General features: G+C 70.3%; 21 protein-coding genes and 3 tRNA genes. 13 read left to right on the forward strand and 11 right to left on the reverse strand.

Annotated elements, in window-relative coordinates; genetic code table 11:
• A partial coding sequence (locus tag VF330_RS37265; RefSeq protein WP_330856447.1) for an ATP-binding protein occupies positions 1 to 2377 on the forward strand: 2377 nt, incomplete at its 5' end.
• On the opposite strand, the gene VF330_RS37270 is transcribed toward VF330_RS37265, so the two are convergent.
• Both VF330_RS37270 and VF330_RS37275 read right to left on the reverse strand, forming a co-directional pair.
• Positions 2374 to 2868 (reverse strand): hypothetical protein, encoded by a 495-nt coding sequence (locus VF330_RS37270; protein ID WP_330856448.1) that lies wholly within the window; start codon positions 2866 to 2868, stop codon positions 2374 to 2376. The two genes, VF330_RS37265 and VF330_RS37270, sit on opposite strands and share 4 nt — an antisense overlap.
• A gap of 85 nt (positions 2869 to 2953) precedes the next feature.
• The gene (locus VF330_RS37275; protein WP_330856449.1) at positions 2954 to 3400 is read right to left on the reverse strand and encodes a PPOX class F420-dependent oxidoreductase; all 447 of its coding nucleotides are present in this window, start codon (positions 3398 to 3400) and stop codon (positions 2954 to 2956) included.
• Between VF330_RS37275 and VF330_RS37280 the strand changes: the two genes are divergently transcribed.
• On the forward strand, positions 3399 to 4211 hold the full coding sequence (locus VF330_RS37280; RefSeq protein WP_330856450.1) for an oxygenase MpaB family protein: 813 nt from the start codon (positions 3399 to 3401) through the stop codon (positions 4209 to 4211). The genes VF330_RS37275 and VF330_RS37280 overlap by 2 nt on opposite strands.
• Positions 4212 to 4293: 82 nt before the next feature.
• Complete coding sequence (locus tag VF330_RS37285) at positions 4294 to 5109, forward strand: glutamate ABC transporter substrate-binding protein (RefSeq protein WP_330856464.1); 816 nt, start codon at positions 4294 to 4296, stop codon at positions 5107 to 5109.
• Positions 5110 to 5111: 2 nt separating this feature from the next.
• On the opposite strand, the gene VF330_RS37290 is transcribed toward VF330_RS37285, so the two are convergent.
• A complete protein-coding gene (locus VF330_RS37290; protein WP_330856451.1) occupies positions 5112 to 6221 on the reverse strand; it encodes a L,D-transpeptidase in 1110 nt (369 codons plus the stop codon).
• 361 nt (positions 6222 to 6582) lie between these two features.
• Between VF330_RS37290 and VF330_RS37295 the strand changes: the two genes are divergently transcribed.
• On the forward strand, positions 6583 to 6786 hold the full coding sequence (locus VF330_RS37295; protein WP_030473173.1) for a cold-shock protein: 204 nt from the start codon (positions 6583 to 6585) through the stop codon (positions 6784 to 6786).
• An 87-nt stretch (positions 6787 to 6873) separates the two neighbouring features.
• Here the strand turns inward: VF330_RS37295 and VF330_RS37300 are convergent, their stop codons facing one another.
• The 4 genes from VF330_RS37300 to VF330_RS37315 form a co-directional block, all read right to left on the reverse strand.
• Complete coding sequence (locus tag VF330_RS37300; protein WP_330856452.1) at positions 6874 to 7176, reverse strand: hypothetical protein; 303 nt, start codon at positions 7174 to 7176, stop codon at positions 6874 to 6876.
• A 278-nt stretch (positions 7177 to 7454) separates the two neighbouring features.
• Positions 7455 to 9632, reverse strand: a complete 2178-nt coding sequence (locus VF330_RS37305; RefSeq protein WP_330856453.1) for a heavy metal translocating P-type ATPase — start codon at positions 9630 to 9632, stop codon at positions 7455 to 7457.
• Positions 9632 to 9838, reverse strand: coding sequence for a heavy metal-associated domain-containing protein (locus VF330_RS37310; RefSeq protein ID WP_325516052.1), 207 nt, complete (start codon positions 9836 to 9838; stop codon positions 9632 to 9634). Before VF330_RS37310 ends, VF330_RS37305 begins: the two co-directional genes overlap by 1 nt.
• A 57-nt stretch (positions 9839 to 9895) precedes the next feature.
• The gene (locus tag VF330_RS37315; RefSeq protein ID WP_330856454.1) at positions 9896 to 10183 is read right to left on the reverse strand and encodes a hypothetical protein; all 288 of its coding nucleotides are present in this window, start codon (positions 10181 to 10183) and stop codon (positions 9896 to 9898) included.
• A gap of 155 nt (positions 10184 to 10338) precedes the next feature.
• On the opposite strand from VF330_RS37315, the gene VF330_RS37320 reads away from it, so the two are divergent.
• From VF330_RS37320 to VF330_RS37345, 6 genes are all read left to right on the forward strand, one after another.
• Complete coding sequence (locus tag VF330_RS37320) at positions 10339 to 10584, forward strand: hypothetical protein (protein WP_330856455.1); 246 nt, start codon at positions 10339 to 10341, stop codon at positions 10582 to 10584.
• Positions 10585 to 10711: 127 nt separating this feature from the next.
• Positions 10712 to 11350, forward strand: coding sequence for a ScbR family autoregulator-binding transcription factor (locus tag VF330_RS37325; protein ID WP_330856456.1), 639 nt, complete (start codon positions 10712 to 10714; stop codon positions 11348 to 11350).
• A gap of 130 nt (positions 11351 to 11480) precedes the next feature.
• Positions 11481 to 11553, forward strand: a tRNA-Glu gene (locus VF330_RS37330).
• A 47-nt stretch (positions 11554 to 11600) separates the two neighbouring features.
• Positions 11601 to 11674 (forward strand) — tRNA-Asp (locus VF330_RS37335).
• Between the two features lie 14 nt (positions 11675 to 11688).
• Positions 11689 to 11762 (forward strand) — tRNA-Phe (locus VF330_RS37340).
• A gap of 127 nt (positions 11763 to 11889) precedes the next feature.
• Entirely contained in the window at positions 11890 to 12633 is a 744-nt protein-coding gene (locus VF330_RS37345; protein WP_330856457.1) for an alpha/beta hydrolase, read from the forward strand.
• Here the strand turns inward: VF330_RS37345 and VF330_RS37350 are convergent.
• Positions 12626 to 13327: a protein phosphatase 2C domain-containing protein gene (locus VF330_RS37350; protein ID WP_330856458.1), complete on the reverse strand. Its 702-nt coding sequence runs from the start codon at positions 13325 to 13327 to the stop codon at positions 12626 to 12628. The genes VF330_RS37345 and VF330_RS37350 overlap by 8 nt on opposite strands.
• 61 nt (positions 13328 to 13388) lie before the next feature.
• On the opposite strand from VF330_RS37350, the gene VF330_RS37355 reads away from it, so the two are divergent.
• Positions 13389 to 13598 carry a helix-turn-helix domain-containing protein gene (locus VF330_RS37355; RefSeq protein ID WP_045309630.1) on the forward strand — a complete coding sequence of 70 codons (210 nt, stop codon included), beginning with the start codon at positions 13389 to 13391 and terminating at the stop codon, positions 13596 to 13598.
• Positions 13595 to 14122: a Clp protease N-terminal domain-containing protein gene (locus VF330_RS37360; RefSeq protein WP_330856459.1), complete on the forward strand. Its 528-nt coding sequence runs from the start codon at positions 13595 to 13597 to the stop codon at positions 14120 to 14122. Before VF330_RS37355 ends, VF330_RS37360 begins: the two co-directional genes overlap by 4 nt.
• Here the strand turns inward: VF330_RS37360 and VF330_RS37365 are convergent.
• Positions 14073 to 14726: a hypothetical protein gene (locus VF330_RS37365; RefSeq protein WP_330856460.1), complete on the reverse strand. Its 654-nt coding sequence runs from the start codon at positions 14724 to 14726 to the stop codon at positions 14073 to 14075. The genes VF330_RS37360 and VF330_RS37365 overlap by 50 nt on opposite strands.
• 61 nt (positions 14727 to 14787) lie before the next feature.
• Here VF330_RS37365 and VF330_RS37370 point away from each other — a divergent pair, with 61 nt between their 5' ends.
• Positions 14788 to 16224 (forward strand): PLP-dependent aminotransferase family protein, encoded by a 1437-nt coding sequence (locus VF330_RS37370; RefSeq protein ID WP_330856461.1) that lies wholly within the window; start codon positions 14788 to 14790, stop codon positions 16222 to 16224.
• 294 nt (positions 16225 to 16518) lie between these two features.
• Here the strand turns inward: VF330_RS37370 and VF330_RS37375 are convergent, their stop codons facing one another.
• Together VF330_RS37375 and VF330_RS37380 are read right to left on the reverse strand one after the other, a co-directional pair.
• On the reverse strand, positions 16519 to 17427 hold the full coding sequence (locus VF330_RS37375; RefSeq protein ID WP_330856462.1) for a hypothetical protein: 909 nt from the start codon (positions 17425 to 17427) through the stop codon (positions 16519 to 16521).
• A gap of 963 nt (positions 17428 to 18390) precedes the next feature.
• A complete protein-coding gene (locus VF330_RS37380; RefSeq protein WP_330856463.1) occupies positions 18391 to 20487 on the reverse strand; it encodes a CHAT domain-containing protein in 2097 nt (698 codons plus the stop codon).
• Positions 20488 to 20574: the final 87 nt, after the last annotated feature.

Below are 20574 nucleotides of genomic sequence, written 5' to 3' on the forward strand. Positions count from 1 at the left end.
GCTGTCGGTCGCGGACACCCCGCAGCGCTGCGACGACCAGCTCGGCAGGCTGTTGCTCCAGCTGGAGAACCTGGAGTCGCGGTTCGGCGAGTTCGACGACTTCCTCGCCCAGGTCGGCGCCAAGCGCACGGACGTCTACGAGGCGTTCTCCGCGCGCAAGCAGACGCTGCTCGACGAACGCGCGCGCAAGGCCGACCGGCTCGTGCAGTCGGCGGAACGCGTGCTGGGCACGATCCGCCGCCGCGTCGCCAAGCTCACCACCGCCGACGAGATCAACACCTACTTCGCGGGCGACCCGATGGTCGCCAAGGTCCGCGCGGTCGCCGAGCAGCTCCGCGAGCTCGGCGACGTCCGGTCCGACGAGCTCGACGCGGGGCTGCGCGACGCCCGGCAGGAGGGCGGCCGGGCCCTGCGCGACCGGGCCGACCTGTACGACGGCGCGTCGATCGTGCTCGGCCGGCACCGCTTCCCGGTGACGACCGAGCCGATGAACCTCACCCTGGTCCCGCGCGACGGCCGGTTGTTCTACGCCGTCACCGGAACCGACTACCGCAGCGAGGTCACCGACTGGGAGTTCGCGGAGACGAGGCCGTTCTGGGACCAGCTGCTGGTCAGCGAGACCCAGGACGTCTACCGCTCCGAGCACCTCGCCGGCTGCCTGCTCGCCGAAGGCCGCACGGACGTCGTGAACGCCGCCGCGGAACGCTACGACGAGGGCTACGAGAAGGGCGTCCACGACCACGACGCCGAGAAGATCCTCGCTGTCCTGCACCGGCTCCACGCCGGTGCCGGTCTGCTCCGCTACCCGCCGGCCACCCGAGCCGCGGCCCAGGTCTTCTGGGCTGAGCAGCCGGAGGACCGGCGCGCGGTGTGGGCGCGCAAGGCCGAGTCGCTGGCCCGCGCCCGCACGATCTTCGGCGGCACGCACGGGATCCCCGAGCTGTGCGCGCAGTTCGGGCTGGACGACCTGGCGTCGGAGTACCTGTTCGAGGAACTGGCCTGCGAGCCGAACGGGTTCGTCACCGGCAAGGCCGCCCGCGCGGTGATCGACCGGTTCCGCGCCGCCGTCACCGAGGACCTCCACGACCGCGACCTGATCGAGGCGTGGCTGCGCGCGTTCCTCGGCGACGAGGACTGCCCGGAGTTCCCCGAGGTCGTCGCGGTCCTGCTCACCGACCTGCCGCGCTACGACTCCAGCGCCGCGCTCACCGAGACCGTCACCGGCCTGCTCGGCACGCACCCGCGCGTGACCGACCAGTCGATGGAGCTCCGCCTCGACGAGACCCTCACCAGGCTCAGGGCGTTCCGGGCTGAGCAGGTGCCCGCCTTCCGCGCCTACCAGCGCAAGCGCGACGAGCTGCTCGCGGAGGAACGCCGCAGGCTGCGGCTCGACGACTACCGCCCCGCGGTGCTGAACACGTTCGTGCGCAACAGGTTGCTGAACGAGGTCTACCTGCCGCTGATCGGCGACAACCTCGCCAAGCAGCTGAACGACGGCACGGGCCTGCTGATGCTGATCTCCCCGCCCGGCTACGGCAAGACGACGCTGGTCGAGTACGTCGCGAACCGGCTCGGCATGGTGTTCGTGAAGGTCAACGGCCCGGCGCTCGGCACGGGCGTCACCTCGCTCGACCCGCAGGAGGCACCGAATGCCACGGCCCGCCAGGAGGTCGAACGGATCAACTTCGCGTTCGCCCTGGGCAGCAACGTTCTGCTGCACCTCGACGACATCCAGCACACCTCACCCGAGCTGCTGCAGAAGTTCATCTCGCTGTGCGACGCACAACGACGCGTCGACGGCGTGTGGGACGGCGAGGCACGCACGTTCGACCTGCGGGGCAAGCGCTTCGCCGTGTCGATGGCGGGCAACCCGTACACCGAGACGGGACGGGCCTTCCGCGTTCCGGACATGCTCGCGAACCGCGCGGACGTGTGGAACCTCGGCGACGTCCTGTCCGGCCGCGAAGCACTCTTTGCGTTGAGCTACCTGGAGAACGCGGCCGGCGCGAACCCGACGTTGAACGGCGTGGACGTGGAACCGTTGGTGCGCCTGGCGAACGGCGAGAGCGTGCAGCACGACCACGAGACCGTGGAGCTCGAACGGATGCTGTCGGTGGTCCGCAAGCTGCGCCGGGTCCAGCAGGTCGTGCTGAAGGTCAACCAGGCCTACATCGCGTCCGCGGCGGACCCCGGCGGGGAACCGTTCCTGTTGCAGGGCAGCTACCGCAACATGAACCGGATGGCGGCCAGGATCGTGCCGGCGATGAACGACGCCGAGGTCGAGGCGTTGATCGACGACCACTACCTGGGCGAGGCGCAGCTGCTCGGCTCGCTGGCGGAGGCGAACCTGCGGAGGCTGGCCGAGCTGAAGGCCTAGCCTTCGTCGCAGTCCAGCTCGAACCGCTCGAACCGGCGGCCGTCCGGCCCGCGCAGGTCGACCGGGTGCAGGTGGTTCTCCTCCAGGAACGCGCAGAACTCGTCGGTGTCGAGCGGCCACGCCAGGCAGCGGTTGAAGTCGTCGTCCGAGACGTACTTCGCGTCGCAGCGCAGCAGGTCGAGCAGCGTGGGCTGCTTCGGCTTGCCCGGTGCCGGCGCGGGAGGCGGCGGGTGCTGCCCCGGCCGGTGCCGCGGAGGCGGGTCGGCACCGGGTGGCGGCGGAGGCGGAGGGGGCGGCGGCCGGACGCCGCCGATCGCGGAGACGGTCGTGGTGGCCGTCGCGGTGATGACCTCGGGCGGAGGGGGCGGCGGGGCGACCAGCCGGATGTCCACCGGCTTGTCCGCGGGCGTCATGAAGAGGGCTGCGACCAGCGCAGCACCCAGCACCGCCGCCGCGGCCGGGAAATAGCCGCGGCGTCTGACCTCGGTCATCACTCCGCTCCCCAGGTTCCGCCTGCCCGGTAGCCGCCGTCCCCGTGGAATCGTTGCGCCCGCTAACGGTGTTACGGCCGGGCCATCAGCCGGTCCTATCGGGTCCCGCGCTGGTCAGGGAAATGCGAAGCACCACTCGCTTCTCGCGTTCCATGGCGGCGCGGTAGTCGTTCCAGTCCGAGTGCTCGCCGGAGATCGTCCGGTAGTAGTCCACCAGCAGGTCCATCGCCTCGGGCAACGGCACCACCGTCGCGGTCCCGGAGATCTGGATCCACCGGCCGTAGAAGCTGTCCGGCAGCACGCACAGCCAGACGTTCGGGTCCCGCAGCACCTGCTTCGTCTTGTACGCCGTCTCCCGCGTGGAGACGAGCACGTCCCCGTTGTCGTCCAACGCGACGAGCACCGGTGACATCGCCGGCGTGCCGTCCGACTTCAGCGCGCAGAACACCGCGCGGTGCTGGCTGCGGAGCACTTCCCGTGCCTGGTCCAGGTCCATGGTCTTCATCTTCGCCACGCGCGACGATGTCCGCATGCCTGATCCGAACTCCGTGTCCTGGCAGATGCACGCCGACCCGACGATGTGGATCGCCGGGATCGCGAGCCTCTACCTCCAGGCACTGCACCCCAAGGCCGTCGCCGGTGTCGTCCAGAACTCGAACTTCCAGGCGGACCCGCTCGGCAGGCTCAAGAGAACGGCGGACTTCGTCGGGCTCGGCGTCTACGGCACCGAAGAGGAGATCGCCGCCGCCGCGGCACGGGTGCGGGCCACGCACCGCAGCCTCCGCGGCGTCGTCGACGGGCAGACGTTCCGCATCGACGAACCCGAGCTCCTGCTGTGGGTACATTGCTCGGAGGTTTCGTGCTTCGAAACAGTGCTCGACCGCGCGGGGTACGGACTCACCGACCGGCAGAAGGACCTCTACTACGCCGAGCAGCGGTTCACGGCCGGTTTGGTCGGATTGCACCCGGATGAAGTACCCGGATCGAGACGCGAGATGGCCGAGTACTTCGAGCGCATGCGTCCGGAACTGCGCCGAACATCCGATTCCGATGTGATCTACACCTTCTTGCACGGCCCTCCCGTGCGGGGTTTCGTCCGGCACGGCCTCCCGCTGTACCGGATCTTGGTAGGCCACCTGGCGTACTCGGTGCTGCCCGATTGGGCGCTCGAACTGCACGGGCGCAAGCCGTACGCCCACGCGGACCTGTGGCTGAAGATGATGCGCCGAGCTGCGCTTTTGATCCCCGGCAAGATCAGAAGGCTGGCGCCACCAGGGCATCTGCGGCACGCGATCGAGCGGCACGGTACGTATGTGACGCCCAGTCGGACTCGTCTTCCCTAGTTGTCATACGTCACAGTCGATCATCGCCGCAGGTCCGTAGCATTGCGCACGACTCCCCCTCTCGCTTGGAAGGCCTGTCGTGATCCGTCGTGCCTTGCTCCTGACAGCCGTTGCGGTGTTCGCGACCGCCTGCGGGAGCGGTGACTCCAGCACAGTCATCGGACGTGCTGACTCCGGGAAGCTGACCATCGGCATCCGCTACGACCAGCCGGGCCTGAGCGAGAGGCGCCTCGACGGCCGGTTCGTCGGCTTCGACGTGGAGGTCGCCAAGTACGTGGCGAACGAGCTGGGCGTGAAGGAAAGCGGCATCACGTTCAAGGAGGCCCGCGGCGCGGCCCGCGAGTCGATGCTCGAGAACCGCGAGGCGGACCTGATCATCGCGTCCTACTCGATCACGGACGCCCGCAAGCAGAAGGTCGCGTTCGCCGGCCCGTACTTCGAGACCGGCCAGGGCATGCTCGTGCGCTACAACGAGGCGGGCATCCAGGGGCCGGAGACGATGAACGGCCGCAAGCTGTGCTCGGTCAAGGGGTCCACGTCCGCCCAGAAGGTGAAGACGGACTTCTCGCAGAACGTGCAGATCGTCGAGTACGGCCAGTACTCCGACTGCGTGATCGCCCTGATGGCGGGCAACGTCGACGCCGTCACGACCGACGAGGTCATCCTGGCCGGCTTCGCCGCCGAGAACCCCGAGCTGCTCAAGCTCGTCGGCAAGACGTTCTCGAAGGAGCGCTACGGCATCGGCGTGCCGAAGGGCGACGAGAAGTCGCGCGAGGCCGTCAACGAGGCCATCGGGAAGATGATCTCCAGTGGGGAGTGGAAGCGGGCGCTGGAACGCAACGTCGGCCCGTCGGGTTACGAGATCCCGCAACCACCCCAGATCACCGAAAAGAGCTAGCTCTAGCTCGCCACGGCGGACTTCGACGTCCAGGTGGCCCAGTCGAACGCCCAGTCGTAGTAGTCGCCGTCCGACGCCTGCAGCTGCTGCGAAGACCCGACGACCTCGACCGGGTCACCGATCATCGTGAGGTCGTAGAACGTCTTCGCGTTGGCGCCGGACAGGTTCGCGCAGCCGTGCGAGACGTTCGCCTTGCCCTGCGACGGGATCGTGCCGTTGTTCTCGTGCACGAACTCGCCGTTCTGCGAGATGAGCACGGCCCAGGTGACCGGGACGTCCTTGTAGCCGAAGGTCGGGTTGGACATCTTCCGCGAGGCTTCCTTCTGCTGGACGACGTGGATGCCGCCCTTGGTCTCGGCCCGCTTGTCGCTCTCCATCCCGTACGACGCCGGGAAGTCGTGCAGCAGCGCGCCGTCGCGGTAGACCTCGAACCGGTGCGTCTGCGTGTTCGCCTTGGCGACCAGCGCGCGGTCGGCGATCTTGAACTGCACGTGGACGTCCTCGGCACCGTAGGCGCCGCCCCCGAACGGCACCCCGTACACGTCGACGTCGACCGACACCTCGGTGTTCGGCTTGAAGTACTCGCGCGGCCGCCAGTGCGCCTCGCGGTCCGACAGCCACGCCCACGCGCCCTCGGTCGGCACGGACGTCTTGACCGTCATGGCCTTCTGCACCGCCGCCTTGTCCTGCACCGGCGCGCTGAAGGTGACCTTGACCGGCATCGCGATGCCGTAGGTCTGGTGGTCGCCGACGTTCACCGACGCGCTGGTGAGCCGCTGCGGCTTCACCGTGCGGAACGACCCGGCGACCGGCACGTCCGCGCCGTCCCGGCCCTTGGCCGAGCCGGACCACGTGTAGGCCTTGCCGTAGCCCAGGTCCTCGGTCGCCACCCACCGGTCACCGGTGAGCTCCCCCTGCACGACCCTGCCGTCGGCACCCGTGAGCGCGACGGCGGTGAGCGCGCCACCCGTCACGCCGACCTGGAAAGGTCCAGACGGACTGACGGCGTCACCCGACTCGGGCGTCACGCTGAGTGCCGCCTTCGCCTTGTCCTCCACGACCGGAGCAGCCGGCGCCGACGGTGCGTCGGGCGCGGCGCTGCAAGCGGTCAACCCCAGCAGTACAGCCAAAAACAGTGGCCGGAACACGTGCTCTCCCCCAGTTCCCCTCGTCCAACGCTGAGAGGACGCGCGGGGGCGCGGCTCGTTGCTCGACGAAACGCGATCACCCGCTCGGACCAGCGGGTTTCCCCCTGTTGAGGCACTGAACCGACCAGTAATGACCTGTAGTGCTATGACCAATCACACGTTAGGCTGACCCGCGCAGGCCGTGGTTTCTGTGTTCGTGCTTCACACGCTCGCGGAACGACACGCGGGCGTGCTGTGCGCTCTCATCCCGAGCGAACTGACCGCCCCCGGGACGGCCGGGGTTGCACGGTGCAGCCCCAAGCTTTCCTGCGATGGAGGCAGGTACATGGCACAGGGCACTGTCAAGTGGTTCAACTCCGAGAAGGGCTTCGGCTTCATCGCCCAGGACAACGGCGGCGCAGACGTCTTCGTCCACTACTCGGAGATCCAGGGTCAGGGTTTCCGGACCCTGGAGGAGAACCAGCGCGTGGAGTTCGAGGTGGGCCAGGGCACCAAGGGTCCGCAGGCGCAGAACGTCCGCGCGATCTGATCTGTTTTCGCCGCAACTGCAGTCATACGTGAGAAGGACCCTCTGCCGGGCTCGGCAGAGGGTCCTTCCTCGTTCAGGGCGTGCGACTCACTGGCCGCGCTGACGCGCTTCCCACTCCAGTCGCTGCATGACCCACTCCGTGGCGAGAGCCTGCGGGGAGGTCTGGCGCTCCGCGGCGAGCTCCTTGAGCTGCTCGTTCGCCATCAGCTGCAACCGCAGCTGGTACACCTGGGCGCTGCCGAAGCCCGAGGCGGTGGTCTCGTTGTCCGAGTCCGGGGCCAGGGCGGCCAGGTAAGAGGTCAGCTCCTCGTCGGGCAGCGACTCCGTCTGCGGTGCGTCCGCGGGACGGTGACGGCCGGACTTGGAGCGTCCGAGGGATCCGATAGGCACCGGAACACGATAACGGCTCGGTCACGCCAGCCAAACCCCTGTGCCCCGGGTCACCCCGGACGTGTCGCGGATGCCCACGCAGAGTGGGTGTTCGTCATACGACGCACGAGGCGGGAAAGTGGGACCGATACCGGGTTCCGGACGTGGAGAGGCCCCCGCGCCAGGGGGAGGAACGCGGGGGCCGGAGGGGATCTCCACAGGCGCTGACCGGGGGTGTGTCAGCTTTTGGATTGTTGCACGCTCACGTTGCCGTTGGGGAGTGTTCGCCGGGAAGATTCTTACGCCTCCGATGGACGGAATCCCCGCAGCCGCAAGCTGTTGCTGACGACGAACACGCTGCTGAACGCCATCGCGGCTCCCGCGATCATGGGGTTGAGCAGTCCGAGTGCCGCGAGCGGAAGTCCAGCGACGTTGTAGGCGAACGCCCAGAAAAGATTCCCCTTGATCGTGCCCAAGGTCTTGCGGGACAACCTGATCGCGTCCGCGGCCACGCGCAGGTCGCCGCGCACGAGGGTCAGGTCGCTCGCCTCGATCGCCACGTCGGTGCCCGTTCCCACGGCCAGCCCGAGGTCCGCCGCGGCCAACGCCGGCGCGTCGTTCACGCCGTCGCCGATCATCGCCACGACCCGGCCCCGCGCCTGGAGGTCGCGCACCGCGGCGACCTTCTCACCTGGCAGTACGTCGGCCACGACCTCGTCGATGCCGACCTCGGCGGCCACCGCCGCGGCCACCGACGCGTTGTCACCGGTCAGCAGCACCGGGTGCAGACCGAGCTCCCGCAACGACCGGATCGCCCGCGCCGACGTCGGTTTCACGACGTCCGCCACGGCGACGAGTCCGACGACCTCGTCGTCGAAGGAAACGGCGACAACGGTTCGATCGGCGTGCGCGGCGGCCGCCGCGGTCAATTCATCGGGAACGGAAACCTCGCGCACCCGGCCGACGGCAACGCGCCGTCCTTCGACCACTCCGCTGACGCCGATGCCGTCCGTGGAAAGGAACTGAGAAACGGGAAGCACTTCCGCGACTTCGCGCACGATCGCCGCCGCGATCGGATGTTCCGACGCGTTCTCGACGGCCGCGGCGAAACGCAGGACGTCGTCGCGCGGCACGCCGTCGACCGCGATCACGTCGACCACCGTCAGCCGTCCGGTCGTGACCGTGCCGGTCTTGTCGAGCACCACGGTGTCCACGCGCCGCGTCGACTCCAGCACCTCCGGGCCCTTCACCAGGATGCCGAGCTGGGCGCCGCGGCCGGTGCCGACGAGCAACGCCGTGGGGGTCGCGAGGCCCAGCGCGCACGGGCAGGCGATCACCAGCACCGCGACCGCCGTCGTCACCGCGAACTCCAGCGGCCTGCCCGCGAGGAGCCACCCGCCGAACGCCAGCAGTGCGACCACCACGACGACCGGGACGAACACGGCCGACACCCGGTCGGCCAGCCGTTGCACCTGAGCCTTGCCCGCCTGGGCCTGTTCGACCATCCGCGCCATCCGCGCGAGCTGGGTGTCCGCGCCGACGCTGAGCGCCTCGACGACCAGCCGGCCACCCGCGTTGACGGTCCCACCGACGACCGGGTCGCCGACGCCGACCTCCACCGGGACGGACTCGCCGGTGACCATCGAGCTGTCCACGGCCGAGCTGCCCTCGACCACTGCGCCGTCCGTGGCGATCCGCTCACCCGGACGGACCACGAACCTCTCGCCGGCCCGGAGCTGGCCGATGGGGACGCGGGTCTCCACGCCGTCGCGCAGCACCGCCACGTCCTTCGCCGCCAGCGCGAACAGCGACCGCATCGCCGCACCCGCGCTGCGCTTCGACCTGGCCTCCAGCCAGCGGCCGAGCAGCAGGAACACGGTCACGCCGACCGCGACCTCCAGGTAGATGTCGCCGGAGGTGGTGGGCCGGGGGAGCAGGCTGAACTCGTGCCGCATGCCGATGACGCCGGCCTCGCCGAACACCAGTGCGTAGAGCGACCACAGGTACGACACCGTGACGCCCATCGACACGAGCGTGTCCATGGTGCTGGCGCCGTGCCGCGCGTTGACGACGGCCGCGCGGTGGAACGGCCAGCCGCACACCCACACGACCACGCTCGTCAACGCCAGCGCGACCCACTGCCACACGGGGAACTGCAGCGCCGGGACCATCGACACGACGACCACCGGCACCCCGAGCACCGCGGCCAGCGCGAACCGCAGCCCCAGCTCACCGGACTCGTCCGGTGTCTCCGGCCGCGGCTCCGCCGCGTCGTACCCCGCCGCGCGCACCGTCGACACCAGGTCGTCCACGCGCAGGTTGTCCGGGAACTGAACGCTGGCCTTCTCCGTCGCGTAGTTCACGGTGGCGGAGACGCCGTCGAGCCTGTTCAGCTTGCGTTCCACGCGCCTCGCACAGGAGGCGCAGGTCATGCCGCTGATGGACAGCTCGACGTGGCGGGGCTCGGTCGTCGTCATCAGGCGACCTGGTACCCGGCCTCGGTGACGGCGGCGACGACCTCGGACCGGTCGAGCTCGCGGTCGCTCGTGACGGTGACCGCGCCGGTCTCCAGGACGACGTCGACACCGGTGACGCCGGCAACCTCGGTCAGCTCCTCCGTGACGGAGCTGACGCAGTGGCCGCAGGTCATGCCGGTGACGGTGTAGGTGGAGGTGACGGACATCGGAGCCTTCTCTCTGTCTGCGGAGCTCCGATTCTATACCCCCCTGGGGTAAGTGGCCTACTCAGGACTCCCGGGATCGGGCTGGTCCGGCTCCTGGTTCTGCGTGGTCTTGTCCAGGCCCTGGATGTTCTTCTCGATCTGGTCGACCAGGTCGTCGAGTCCGGCGAGCATCTTGTCGAGCTCGGCCATCCGCGAACCGAACGCGGACTCGATGTCGGCGTCGATGGTGTTGACGTCGATGCCGCTGATGGCCCTGAAGATCGCCTCCTGGTCCACCGAAGGTGGTGGCTGCGGCGCGTTTTGGCCCTCTGCTTCGAGGGAAGGCTCCGGCGTGGGGTCGGTCATCGGTCCATCATCCCTTGGTCAGTTCTCCACGAGGCAGGCGCCGCACCAGTACGGAAAGTAACGCTGGGTGCCGGTGGAATCACTCTGCGGGGGGCTGCGGCTGTTGTCCCAGGTCGCTTAGCCTCGCGGCCACACCTCAAGTCGGGGAGGGTGCTATGAGCGGGTCACTGGAAGTGCGGAAGTTCCTGTTCACACAGGACGAGAGCATGTCGCGGCAAGGCGGGCCCAGCGTGCCCGCCCAGCGCAGCGGAGAGCCTTCGCGGATCTCCGACGATCAGGTCCACCGGGCGAGGCTCGCCGTCGCGCGGAGTGCCCTCGGAACCGAGGACTGCCGGATGCTGCTCGACATGCTGGGGCTGTCACCGGGCGACGACGGCGGGACGCCACCCGTGCAGCGGTGAGGCGGGTGCGGACGAGGAAACGGCCCTGACGCGAGACGCGCACCCCCCGGAGCGCGTCTCCCGGAACAGGGCCGCATCCCGAAACATACCCACGGGTCTCTTTCGCGGCAACGGCTAACCTTGACCCATGCCCCAGCAGGACCGGGCGTATGCGACAAGGGAGGCGATCCTCCTGGCGGCGGCCGAGGAGTTCGACCGCCTCGGCTACGACCGCACGTCGCTGACCGCCGTGCTCGCGCGCGCCGGCCTGACCAAGGGCGCCTTCTACTTCCACTTCCCCTCCAAGGAAGCGGTGGCGGCCGCGCTGATCGAACGCCAGGGCGAGCTCTGGGCCGAGGTGCGGGAGACGTGGCGCGCCCGCGGGGCCGATCCGTTGACCGCTCTGCACGGCATGTTCGTGGAGTCGGCCGACCGGATGGCGGCGGACGTGGTGCTGCGCGCGGGCGTGCGGCTGAACGCCGACCGCGAGATCGGCTATCCGGGCGTCCCGAGCACCCACGTCATGTGGGAGAAGCTCATCGGCACCTACCTGGCCGACGCGGCCGACCGCGGGCACCTGCTCCCCGGCGTCGACCCGGAGGCCGTCGCGCGGACCCTGTGCGGTGCCGCTCTCGGCGCGCGGCTCATCTCCTCGGCGACGACGTCCTGCGCCGACTTCCCCGACCGGATCCGCGAGGTTCTCGGGCACGTTCTGCCCTGCGTCGCGACGGCCGGCTGGAAGTTGCCTGGATCACAAAGTGCGTCTGAAGGGCCCATCAGGCCGTGAACAGGCATTTGTTGATCTGGGCGATGTGCTCCGGAAGCGGGTTTGAGCAGGTCAACGCATAAGTGGGACCCCCGTTTTGGAGGTGCGTGGACCTATGGCATATGCTTACGATGCTTCCAGAGACCAGCTAGTCCCCATCATCTAGCGGCCTAGGATCCCGCCCTTTCAAGGCGGTCGCGCGGGTTCGAATCCCGTTGGGGGCACGCAGTGAAAAGCAGTAGATGCAGTACGGTAAGGTAGCACCAAGCAAGGCCCAGTGGCGCAGTTGGTTAGCGCGTCGCCCTGTCACGGCGAAGGTCGCGGGTTCGAGTCCCGTCTGGGTCGCTTCTAGTTCTCATGGCCAGGTAGCTCAGTTGGTACGAGCGACCGCCTGAAAAGCGGTAGGTCGGCGGTTCGACCCCGCCCCTGGCCATCCTACTTAGAGCAGTGCAGAGAAGAAGGCCTCCGGCACGCCGGGGGCCTTCTTCTTTTTCGCGAGTTCTCGCCATTCCCGCTCGTGCGAAATCCGCGTGTTCGCGGTTCGGCCGATAATGGCGGCCGTGAAGCTGCTGCCCGTCACTCCTTCCGGTGCACATGTCGCCTATCTCGACGTCGGCGCCGGCGAACGCGCGTTCGTCTACATCGGCGGCCTGGGACTTGCGAGCACCGTCACGTTCGCTCCGGTCATCGGCCACCCCGCGCTGGCCGGCTGTGGCCGGCACGTTCTGGTCGACCTGCTGGGCAGCGGGTGGAGCGACCACGACGACGCGTTCTCGCACACGATCGACGACCACGCGGACGTGGTCGCGGCGGTCGTCGAAGCGCTCGGGCTCCGCTCGGTCGTGCTCGTCGGGCACTCGCTCGGCGGGTCGGTCGCGATCAGCCTGGCGGCACGGCGTCCTGACCTGGTCGGTGAGCTGGTCGTGGCCGAGCCGAACCTCGACCCCGGCGTCGGGACGATGTCGGCGCGGATCGCGGGCTTCGACGAGGACACCTTCGCCGCGAGCGGGATGCGGGCCATGATCGACGCGGAGGACTCGCCCGTCGGACTGCGGACGTTGCGCCGCTGGTCACCTCGCGGTCTGCACCGGACCGCGGTGTCGTTGCTGGCCGAGCGGCCGGCCACGTTCCGCGCGCAGCTGACCGCGCTGTCCATGCCGAAGCGCTACATCTCCGGCGAGCTCGGCGGCGAGGACCTCGACGCGTTGCGCGCGACCGGGTGCGACGTGCGCGTCGTGCCCGCTGCCGGGCACCTGATGATGGACGACGACCTGGACGGGTTCGTCGCGCTGCTCGTCAGGTAGAGATTCGGACGATCGCCTGGTCGTCGTGCGTCTTGTAGCGCGGCCAGCGCCGGTGGTCCGCGTCGTCGCGTTCGGCTTCCCGGACCCGGTCGAGGACGTCGCCCAGCGACAGCTCCGCGAGGTCCTCCCAGGAGAAGAGCCCGTACTCGGAGACCCCGCACGAGACGCCGTCGGTCAGGGCGACCACCTTGCGCACCTCGGCCCTCGGCCAGCTCGCCGTGACGGCCCGGTGCCCCGCGGCGGGATCGGCCTCGGCGACCCACCACCCGTCCGGCTTGTTCTTCCACGCCAGGATGTCCGGCTGCGAGCGCAGGTCCGCCAGGCGGGTGTCCTCGAGGACGCGGGTCGTCCGTCCGAACACGACGACCGGGGTGTCGCACAGGACGAGCGCGTCGATCGTCTCGTCGTCCCACCGCACGATCGACGCGGTCGACGACGGCGAGTCGCCGGGCACCAGGCCGTGCGCTTCTGCGAGGTTCGCGATGGCCCGTGCCAGGACCTCGGTCAGCGGCGTCGTGGCGTCGAGCAGGCGGACGAGCTCGTCGGCCAGTTCCGTTGCGTACCAACCGCCGTTGCGCTCGGGTGGCCTCCGTGACGTGACGCCGTCGAGGACGACCACGGCGTTCGAGGTGACCCGGATCCGGTCCTCGGACACCCGCCCCGGCGCCGCCTGCTCGGCGGTCTCGATCTTCACATCCCCAACCTAGCCGTCAACTTCGGTTGACGGATCGGCGTTGTCAACGTACGTTGACACCATGACTGAAGCGACGGATCTCGCCACGGCGGCAGGAGACCGCGACCCGAAAGTCGGGTTGCGGGCCGTCACCGCGCTGCGGCGACTTTTGGAACACCTGGAAGCGGTCCAGGTCCGCAGCGCGCGGGCCCAGGGCTGGTCGTGGCAGGACATCGCGGCGGAGCTCGGGGTCTCTCGCCAGGCGGTGCACAAGAAGCACGGGGGTCGATGATGATCGCGGAGCGGTTCACCAGGGAAGCCCGGGAGGCGGTCAAGACCGCCGTGCGGGAAGCGGAACGGGTGCACGCCGGCGAGGTGGGCGTGGAGCACCTGCTGCTGGCGTTGCTCGACGCCCCGGTGCTGGCGGGGTTCGACCTGCCGCGCGAGGAGCTGGACACGGCGTTCCGGGACTACCGGCGCAAGGGCGGGCTGACCAAGGCCGACGCGGAGGCGTTGCGGGGACTGGGGATCGACGTCGACCAGGTGATCGACTCGGTCGAGCAGTCGCTCGGCGCCGGCGTGCTGCGGGCGGGGCCGCGCAGGCGCTGGTTCGGGATGCCGCTGGAGGCGGACTTCAAGAAGGCGCTGGAGAAGTCGCTGCGCGAGTCGCGCGACCTCGGCCACAACTACCTGGGCAGCGAGCACATCGTGCTGGCGCTGTTGCAGGGCAGGGGGATCGTGGCCGAGGTGCTGACGGAACGGGGCGTCACGTACGAGGAGATCCGCAAGCGGGCCGCGAGCGCTCGCGCCACGTGAGCGCGGGCAGGAACAGCTGCGAGAGCGGGCCGATGCCGAGCGCGTAGAGGATCGTGCCGATGCCGACCGTGCCGCCCAGCAGCCAGCCGGAGCCGAGCACGACCAGCTCGACCACGGTCCTCGTCACGCGCAGGGACACGCCCGTGCGCCGGCAGAAGCCGGTCACCATGCCGTCGCGCGGGCCCGTGCCGAGACGTGAGCCGACGTACGCGGCGAACGCGACGGCGTTCAGCACGATGCCCAGCGTCATGAGGGCGATCCGGGGCAGCAGGCCTTCCGGCGCGGGCAGGATCGCGAGCGTGACGTCGACGCTGACGGCGATGAGCACGACGTTGCCGATCGTGCCGATGCCCGGCTTCTGCTTCAGCGGGATCCACGTCAGCAGCACCAGCACGCCGGTGATCGCGGTGATCAGGCCGAAGCTCAGCCCGGTGCGCTTCTCGAGCCCTTCGTGCAGCACGTCCCACGGGTTCAGGCCGAGGGTCGCGCGGATCTGCATCGCCATGCTCGCGCCGTAGAGCCACAGACCTGCGAAGAGCTGGCTGAGACGGCGGGCGGGGGCAACCCGGACGGATACCTGGTCGAGTGCGGTCAACGTGGCCATGTGGCCATACTGCGCCTTGATTGGCCTGGTAATCCATAGCCAATTCGGGATAATTGGCTGCATGCTCCCACCAGGTGGACGTATATCGGGTGTCCGGCTTGAGAAACTGCTCGGGTCGTGGCGCCGGGGGATCCCCCGGCAGTGCTCGGCCGACCTCGTCGCGGCGATGAAACTGCTGGTCGCGGACGGCCGGCTGCCCGTCGGCACCCGGTTGCCGTCCGAGCGCGAGCTCACCGAGGTGCTGCCGGTGAGCCGAACCACGATCACCGCGGCGTTCGACCAGCTGCGTGCCGAGGGGGTGGTGCAGTCGCGGCGCGGGGCCGGGTCGTGGATCAGCGGACCCGTCGGGGCGGGGGGTGGCATCACCGTCGCCGACGACACGCTGATCGACCTGTCCCGCGCCGCGCCTGCCGCGCTGCCGTCGGTGCGGCACGCGATGGACGTCGCGGTCGCGCAGATGCCCGAGCACCTCGCGTCCCACGGGTACGACGAACGGGGGCTGCCGCTGTTGAGGCAGCGGATCGCGGACCGGTACGCGGCTCGCGGACTGCCGACGTCGCCCGACCAGATCGTGGTGACCTCGGGCGCGCAGCACGCGTGGGCGCTGGTGCTGCGGCTCTTCGTCGGGCCGGGCGACCGGGTGCTGGTGGAGCAGCCGAGCTACCCCAACGCGCTGGAGGCCGTGCGGGCGTCGTTCGGGATCCCCGTTCCGGTGCCGATGCTGAGCGACGGCTGGGACGTGGACGGGTTCGAGGCCGCGCTGCGGCAGGCGGGTCCCCGGCTGGCCTACCTGATCCCCGACTTCCAGAACCCCACGGGACTGCGGATGTCGTCGGAGTCCCGGGAGGCGCTCGCGGCCGTGCTGCGCAAGGCGCGCACCCCGCTGGTCGTCGACGAGACCCTGGTGGAGCTGTCGCTGGACGGCTCGCCGGACCCGCTGCCGATGGCCGCGTTCGGCGGCGACTCGGTGGTCACGCTGGGGTCAGCGAGCAAGTCGCACTGGGGCGGGCTGCGGATCGGGTGGATCAGGGCGTCGTCCGAGGTCGTGCACCGGCTGCTGTCGACGCGGGCCGGAATCGACCTGGGCACGCCGGTGTTCGAGCAGCTGGTGATGGCCGCGCTGCTGGAGTCGCCGGAAAGCGTGCTGGGGCAACGGCGCGAGGGGGCGCGGGCGCAGCGGGACGTGGCGGTCGCGGCGCTGCGGGAACACTGTCCACAGTGGAGCTTCGACGTGCCGGTCGGTGGGCTGGGCATCTGGTGCGCCCTCGACGGGCCGGTGAGCACGCGGGTCGCCGTCATGGCGCAGAACCACGGCGTGCGGCTCGTCCCCGGTCCCCGGTTCGCGGTGCACGGGGGTTGCGAGCAGATGCTCCGAGTGCCGTACACGCAGTCGCCCGAAGTGTTGCGGGAAGCGATCGGCCGTTTGGGTGTGGTGGCTGCATCCGTTGCGGGTACTGGGTTTCCGGCGGACGCCGACCTGTCGCTGCCGGTCGCGTGAGACACGTCGGCCCGGTCTCCCGCAGCGGTGGAGACCGGGCCGACGAACTTGCCAACGAGAGGCCTGCGGCGGGGAACGTCCCAGGGATTGACGTCCCCCGTCCGCAGGTTTCCCGTGTGGTCCGAGACTGCGGGGCAGCGCGGCACTCGGACCAGACCCGACCTGCCAGGGCGCGGTTGGCAGGTCAGGAAGACTGGGTTCCTTGCGTACAACGGGAAATTCGGTGAGGAGTTACTGGCGCGACGGAACGAGACGGTCACAAATCGCGCAGAGGGCAGACCTGTCCTGTCGGACTCAGTCGGGTGACGTTGCGGGAAGGCCGGGAATGCTGCCCGGAACAGTGCCGTCGCGACGCTCCTCGACCGACCACGTGGTGGCAGGGAAGAGCGAGTTCTGCGACGTCAGGACGGCGAGCACGCCTCGCGTGCCGCCGGAGTTGTCGGTGTGGCCGGACGCCGCGGAGGCCGTCGCGACGACGGGTGCCTGCTGCTGCGCAGGCAGCGGGGCGTCAGGTCCGGGGGTGTTCCAGGTGAGGTCGCTCACCGGCGTGGGCTCGGTCTTCGCGGGCGCGGGAGGCGGCGGCAGGTCGGGCAGCAGCTGCACGACGTGCTTGACCGCGACGACGGGCGGTGCGGGTGGCGGCGGAGGTGGAGGGGCCGGCAGCTCGGCGGCGAGCTTCGCGGCCTTGCGGGCGGCGCGGACCTCGGCCTTGGCCTTGACCACCTCGGGCGGCGCCTGGTTCGACACGCTGCCGGACCGCGTGATGCCCTTCGTGCCGCCGCTGAAGTCGAGGACCGGGCCCTCGTCCTGCTCGGGCTCGCCGGAGTCGGGCTCGGGTTCGGGTTCGGCCTGGGACGGCAGGACGACGACCGGCGGGACGAGTTTCGCCGGTTCGTGGCGGTCGACCACCGTCGCGACGAACGTCTGAGCCCAGCCGGCGGGATCGTCCAACAGCGACGGTGCCGCGGCGGCATCGCCGGTCTCGGAAGTGCTCGCGGGTTCGGCGGTGCTCGCGGATTCGGTGGTGCTCGCGGTCGTGGAGGTGCTCGCCGGGGTGGAGGTGGCCGTGGAGGCGATCTCGACGGCCGGCGGTGCGACGTCGGGACTGGCGGACGCGGTCGTGCCGCCCAGGAACCAGGCGGCGGCGGTCAGTCCGCCGAGCGCAGCGGTCCGCAGCAGCAGTGCGACAGCCCCACCACTCACCACAGGATCACCACCCGTCCACCGTTCGGGTCACCGCCAACGCGAAGCGCGGTCGGAGGTCGACGTTGAGCTATTCCTAGCACTGGTGAGTGGCTTTGCGAACAACCTCGGCGCGAAACACTCGGAAGGGCGGCGACGTGCGGCTGTCCGTGTCGCCCCGGCCGGGTGCGAACACCGTCAGTGTCGACACCGGATCGAGTGACATCGCCGCCTCGGTCCCGTGTGGACCGTGTCGCGGCGCGGGATGGTGTCCGATGTGGACGCGCCCAAGCTGGTCAACAGCCTCTCTGAGCTGGCCGATCGCGCCGCCCGTGCGCTCGGCCCGGTACACGTGCACGATCGGGCGGGCCCGAACGAGTGCTTGGTCCGTTCGGGGGAGCTGGTGGTGCTGCCGAAGGACGCACCCACTGTGCGCAAGCGCTTGCGTGGCACTTATTCGCATGAGGAGATGGTTTCGGGCGCCGTCCGCATGTTCGTGAAAACGCCCGATCGGGTACGAGTTGTGGACATCGCCCGCGAGGTCGGCGCCGCGCCGAACCACGTCCACCTCGCCTGCCCGATCATGATCGGCACCTCCCGCCCGGTCGTCGGCACGCGCCTGCCGGAGCTGCTCGGCGAGGGGGTCGTCGCGTTGCTCGACACCCCTCTCGACGCCCCGCACGGTTCGTTGGTCGCCGGAGTGCTCCGCCACCACGGCGCGGTGGTCCGCCCGTTCCCGGTGCTGAGCCCGTCGGGGTTCGGCGACGACCTGACCCTCGCCGCCGCCCTGCGCGCGACCCGCGACCTGCCGGTGGTGCTGGTCGCGTCCGGCACGTACACGTTCGACGACGAATGCCCGCCGGTGCTGGCCGCCTGCCCCGCGAACGTGGTGGCCGCGGCGGGCAACGGCGGGTCGTCGCGCCCGTGGTGGCCCGCGGCCCTCCCCGTCGTCACGGCCGTGGGTGCGGCAGCTCCGTTCTCGGGTCACGGGCCGTGGGTGGACGTGGTCGTCTCCGGTGTCGACGTGCCGGCGTCGGTGGGGTCGTCGCAGCTGCTGTGCACCGGCACGTCGTTCGCGGCCGCGCTGCACGCCGCGACCCTGGTGCCTGTGCCGTAGCAGCTGAACCCCAGGTGGGCGACGGCCCTGGCGGCCTCCGCGGGGTGGTCGATCCTGTCGTGGACTTCGGCCATGGCCTTCCCGACCAGCGCGTCCGGCACGGGCAGAACGCTCGCGAGCACGGCCTTGGTGCCCGCGTCGAGGAACGCCCTGGCGAGTCCCGACTCGCACGCCGACAGGATGACGACCTCGGGCGGGTTCCTGATCCTGGCGATGTCGTAGCCGTAGAGCGGGCCGTCCTCCAGTTCGAGGTGGGAGAACAGCGGGTTCTCGGGGTGGACGTGCCCGTGGGCCGCGATGTGCGCGATGCCCGCGCCTTCGAGTCCCCGGAGCGTCGACTCCACAGTGGACTCGACGATCCTTCCGCCGTGTTCGCGTTGCAGCGCCTTGACTTCCCCGTGAGTCAGCCTCGGTCCGTCGACCCACACGCGTTCGCCGTGCGACTGGGGAGGACGCCAGTGCCGCAGCGACGGGATGACGTGCACGCGAGGGCGGAAGGCCGCCCAGGGCATGCCGTGCAGCGCGCCGTCCGGGATCACCACGAGCTCGTCGGCGTCGGGGAGCAGGTCCAGCACGGGGACGGGCCGGCCGGCGGCGACCGCCAACCTGCTCTCCCGCACCAGTCCCGCCGGGTCGGGCAGCTCGTGGAGCCGGGCACGTCCGTCGACGACCGTGACGGCCCGCGTCCGTCCTCCGTGGACCACGAAGCTGACCAGCGGCAGGTCCGGCAACACTGCCTCGCCCGCGCCGGCACGAGGTCCTGCCGCGAGCGACAACCTGCGGACGTTCTTCTCCAGCGCTTCCAGCGGCAGCCCGAACGCCCGCGCCCTCCTCAGTTCGGTGAGCGCTCGGGCGAGGCCGGGGTCGTCGGGCGGCAACGGCGTCGAGGTGCGGTGCCGTTCCGACCAGCGCAGCACCTCGCGCGCGGTCCGGGCCAGGCTGAGCGCGTGGCCCGTGAGCTCCCGGCGCGGCCAGTCGCCGTGGTGCTCGTCGAGCACCTTGAGCCCGGCCCGGCACGCGGCCAGCGCACCCCGCCGGTCCGACCGCCGCGCCTGCGCGAGCCACCCGAGCGCCCGCGTCTGCACCGGCCCGCGGAACCGGTGCGCCGCGACGGCGTCGAGCTCCCCGGCAGCGAGTTGGAACTCGACGTCCCGGCCGCCCAGCTTGAGCGCCGGTTCCGGGTCCCCGTCCCGCAACGCGCACCGCGCGCTCAGCACCGCCAGCTCGGGCACGTGCCGGTTGCACCGCCGCAGCAGCTCGACGGCGGGCGCCAGCACCCGACGCGCCTCCGTCGTGAGCCCGGCAGCGAGCAGCGCCTCGGCCCGGTCGACGAGCGCTTCCGGTTTGCTGGTGGAGTCGAGCCCGGCCTTCGCCGCCTCCTCGTACCGGCGGAGCGCGAGCGGGAGGTCGCCGGCGAGCATCGCGACGAACCCCCTGTTGTGCAGGCACATCGCCGCACGCCCCGGCTCGCCGATGGCCAGCAGCACCGTCTGCGCGTTCCGGAAGTCGGCCTCCGCCTTGGCCAGCCGGCCGGCGTTGCAGCGGGCGATCCCGCGTCCGACCAGCGCGTTCGCCAGCCACCGCTCGTCGCCGCACCTCTTCAGCTCCCTGATCACCGCCGTCAGCTCCGCGATCGCCAGCCGCGGTTCGGCCGCCAGGTGCAGCCCGCGCAGGCACCGAGCCCTGGCCAGCTCCCGGCCGCGCAGGTGCGGCGTGGCCAGGTCGAGGTGCCGCAGGCTCTGCCTGCGCCGCCCGCGATCCAGCTCGATCCACGCGAGCGTGAGGTGGAACCGCGCCTCCCCGACGAGCCGCAACCCGCGCCGCGCGAGCCGGGCGGCGACGTCGAGGTGACCGAGCTCGACGTGGGCGATGCTCAGATCGTGCAACGCGTCCGCACGCTGGGCTTTCGTGCCGCGGACCTCGGTACGGTCGATGGTGGCGCGCGGATCGGCGCTGGCGCTCATGCGACGAACCACCCCGTGGTCAGGCCGAGGCCGGGCACGGTCACACACACCGGTCCCGGCTGGACCTCGGCGCGGAACCAGCCCTCG

Source organism: Lentzea sp., from assembly GCF_036380075.1.
GTDB lineage: Bacteria > Actinomycetota > Actinomycetes > Mycobacteriales > Pseudonocardiaceae > Lentzea.

Excerpts from the sequence above, each read along its gene's own strand:
- VF330_RS37270 (WP_330856448.1), bottom strand. The coding sequence starts at position 2,868 with ATGACCGAGGTCAGACGCCGCGGCTATTTCCCGGCCGCGGCGGCGGTG.
- VF330_RS37280 (WP_330856450.1), top strand. The coding sequence starts at position 3,399 with ATGCCTGATCCGAACTCCGTGTCCTGGCAGATGCACGCCGACCCGACG.
- VF330_RS37275 (WP_330856449.1), bottom strand. The coding sequence starts at position 3,400 with ATGCGGACATCGTCGCGCGTGGCGAAGATGAAGACCATGGACCTGGAC.
- VF330_RS37295 (WP_030473173.1), top strand. The coding sequence starts at position 6,583 with ATGGCACAGGGCACTGTCAAGTGGTTCAACTCCGAGAAGGGCTTCGGC.
- VF330_RS37305 (WP_330856453.1), bottom strand. The coding sequence starts at position 9,632 with ATGACGACGACCGAGCCCCGCCACGTCGAGCTGTCCATCAGCGGCATG.
- VF330_RS37310 (WP_325516052.1), bottom strand. The coding sequence starts at position 9,838 with ATGTCCGTCACCTCCACCTACACCGTCACCGGCATGACCTGCGGCCAC.
- VF330_RS37315 (WP_330856454.1), bottom strand. The coding sequence starts at position 10,183 with ATGACCGACCCCACGCCGGAGCCTTCCCTCGAAGCAGAGGGCCAAAAC.
- VF330_RS37320 (WP_330856455.1), top strand. The coding sequence starts at position 10,339 with ATGAGCGGGTCACTGGAAGTGCGGAAGTTCCTGTTCACACAGGACGAG.
- VF330_RS37325 (WP_330856456.1), top strand. The coding sequence starts at position 10,712 with ATGCCCCAGCAGGACCGGGCGTATGCGACAAGGGAGGCGATCCTCCTG.
- VF330_RS37355 (WP_045309630.1), top strand. The coding sequence starts at position 13,389 with ATGACTGAAGCGACGGATCTCGCCACGGCGGCAGGAGACCGCGACCCG.
- VF330_RS37360 (WP_330856459.1), top strand. The coding sequence starts at position 13,595 with ATGATGATCGCGGAGCGGTTCACCAGGGAAGCCCGGGAGGCGGTCAAG.
- VF330_RS37365 (WP_330856460.1), bottom strand. The coding sequence starts at position 14,726 with ATGGCCACGTTGACCGCACTCGACCAGGTATCCGTCCGGGTTGCCCCC.
- VF330_RS37370 (WP_330856461.1), top strand. The coding sequence starts at position 14,788 with ATGCTCCCACCAGGTGGACGTATATCGGGTGTCCGGCTTGAGAAACTG.
- VF330_RS37380 (WP_330856463.1), bottom strand. The coding sequence starts at position 20,487 with ATGAGCGCCAGCGCCGATCCGCGCGCCACCATCGACCGTACCGAGGTC.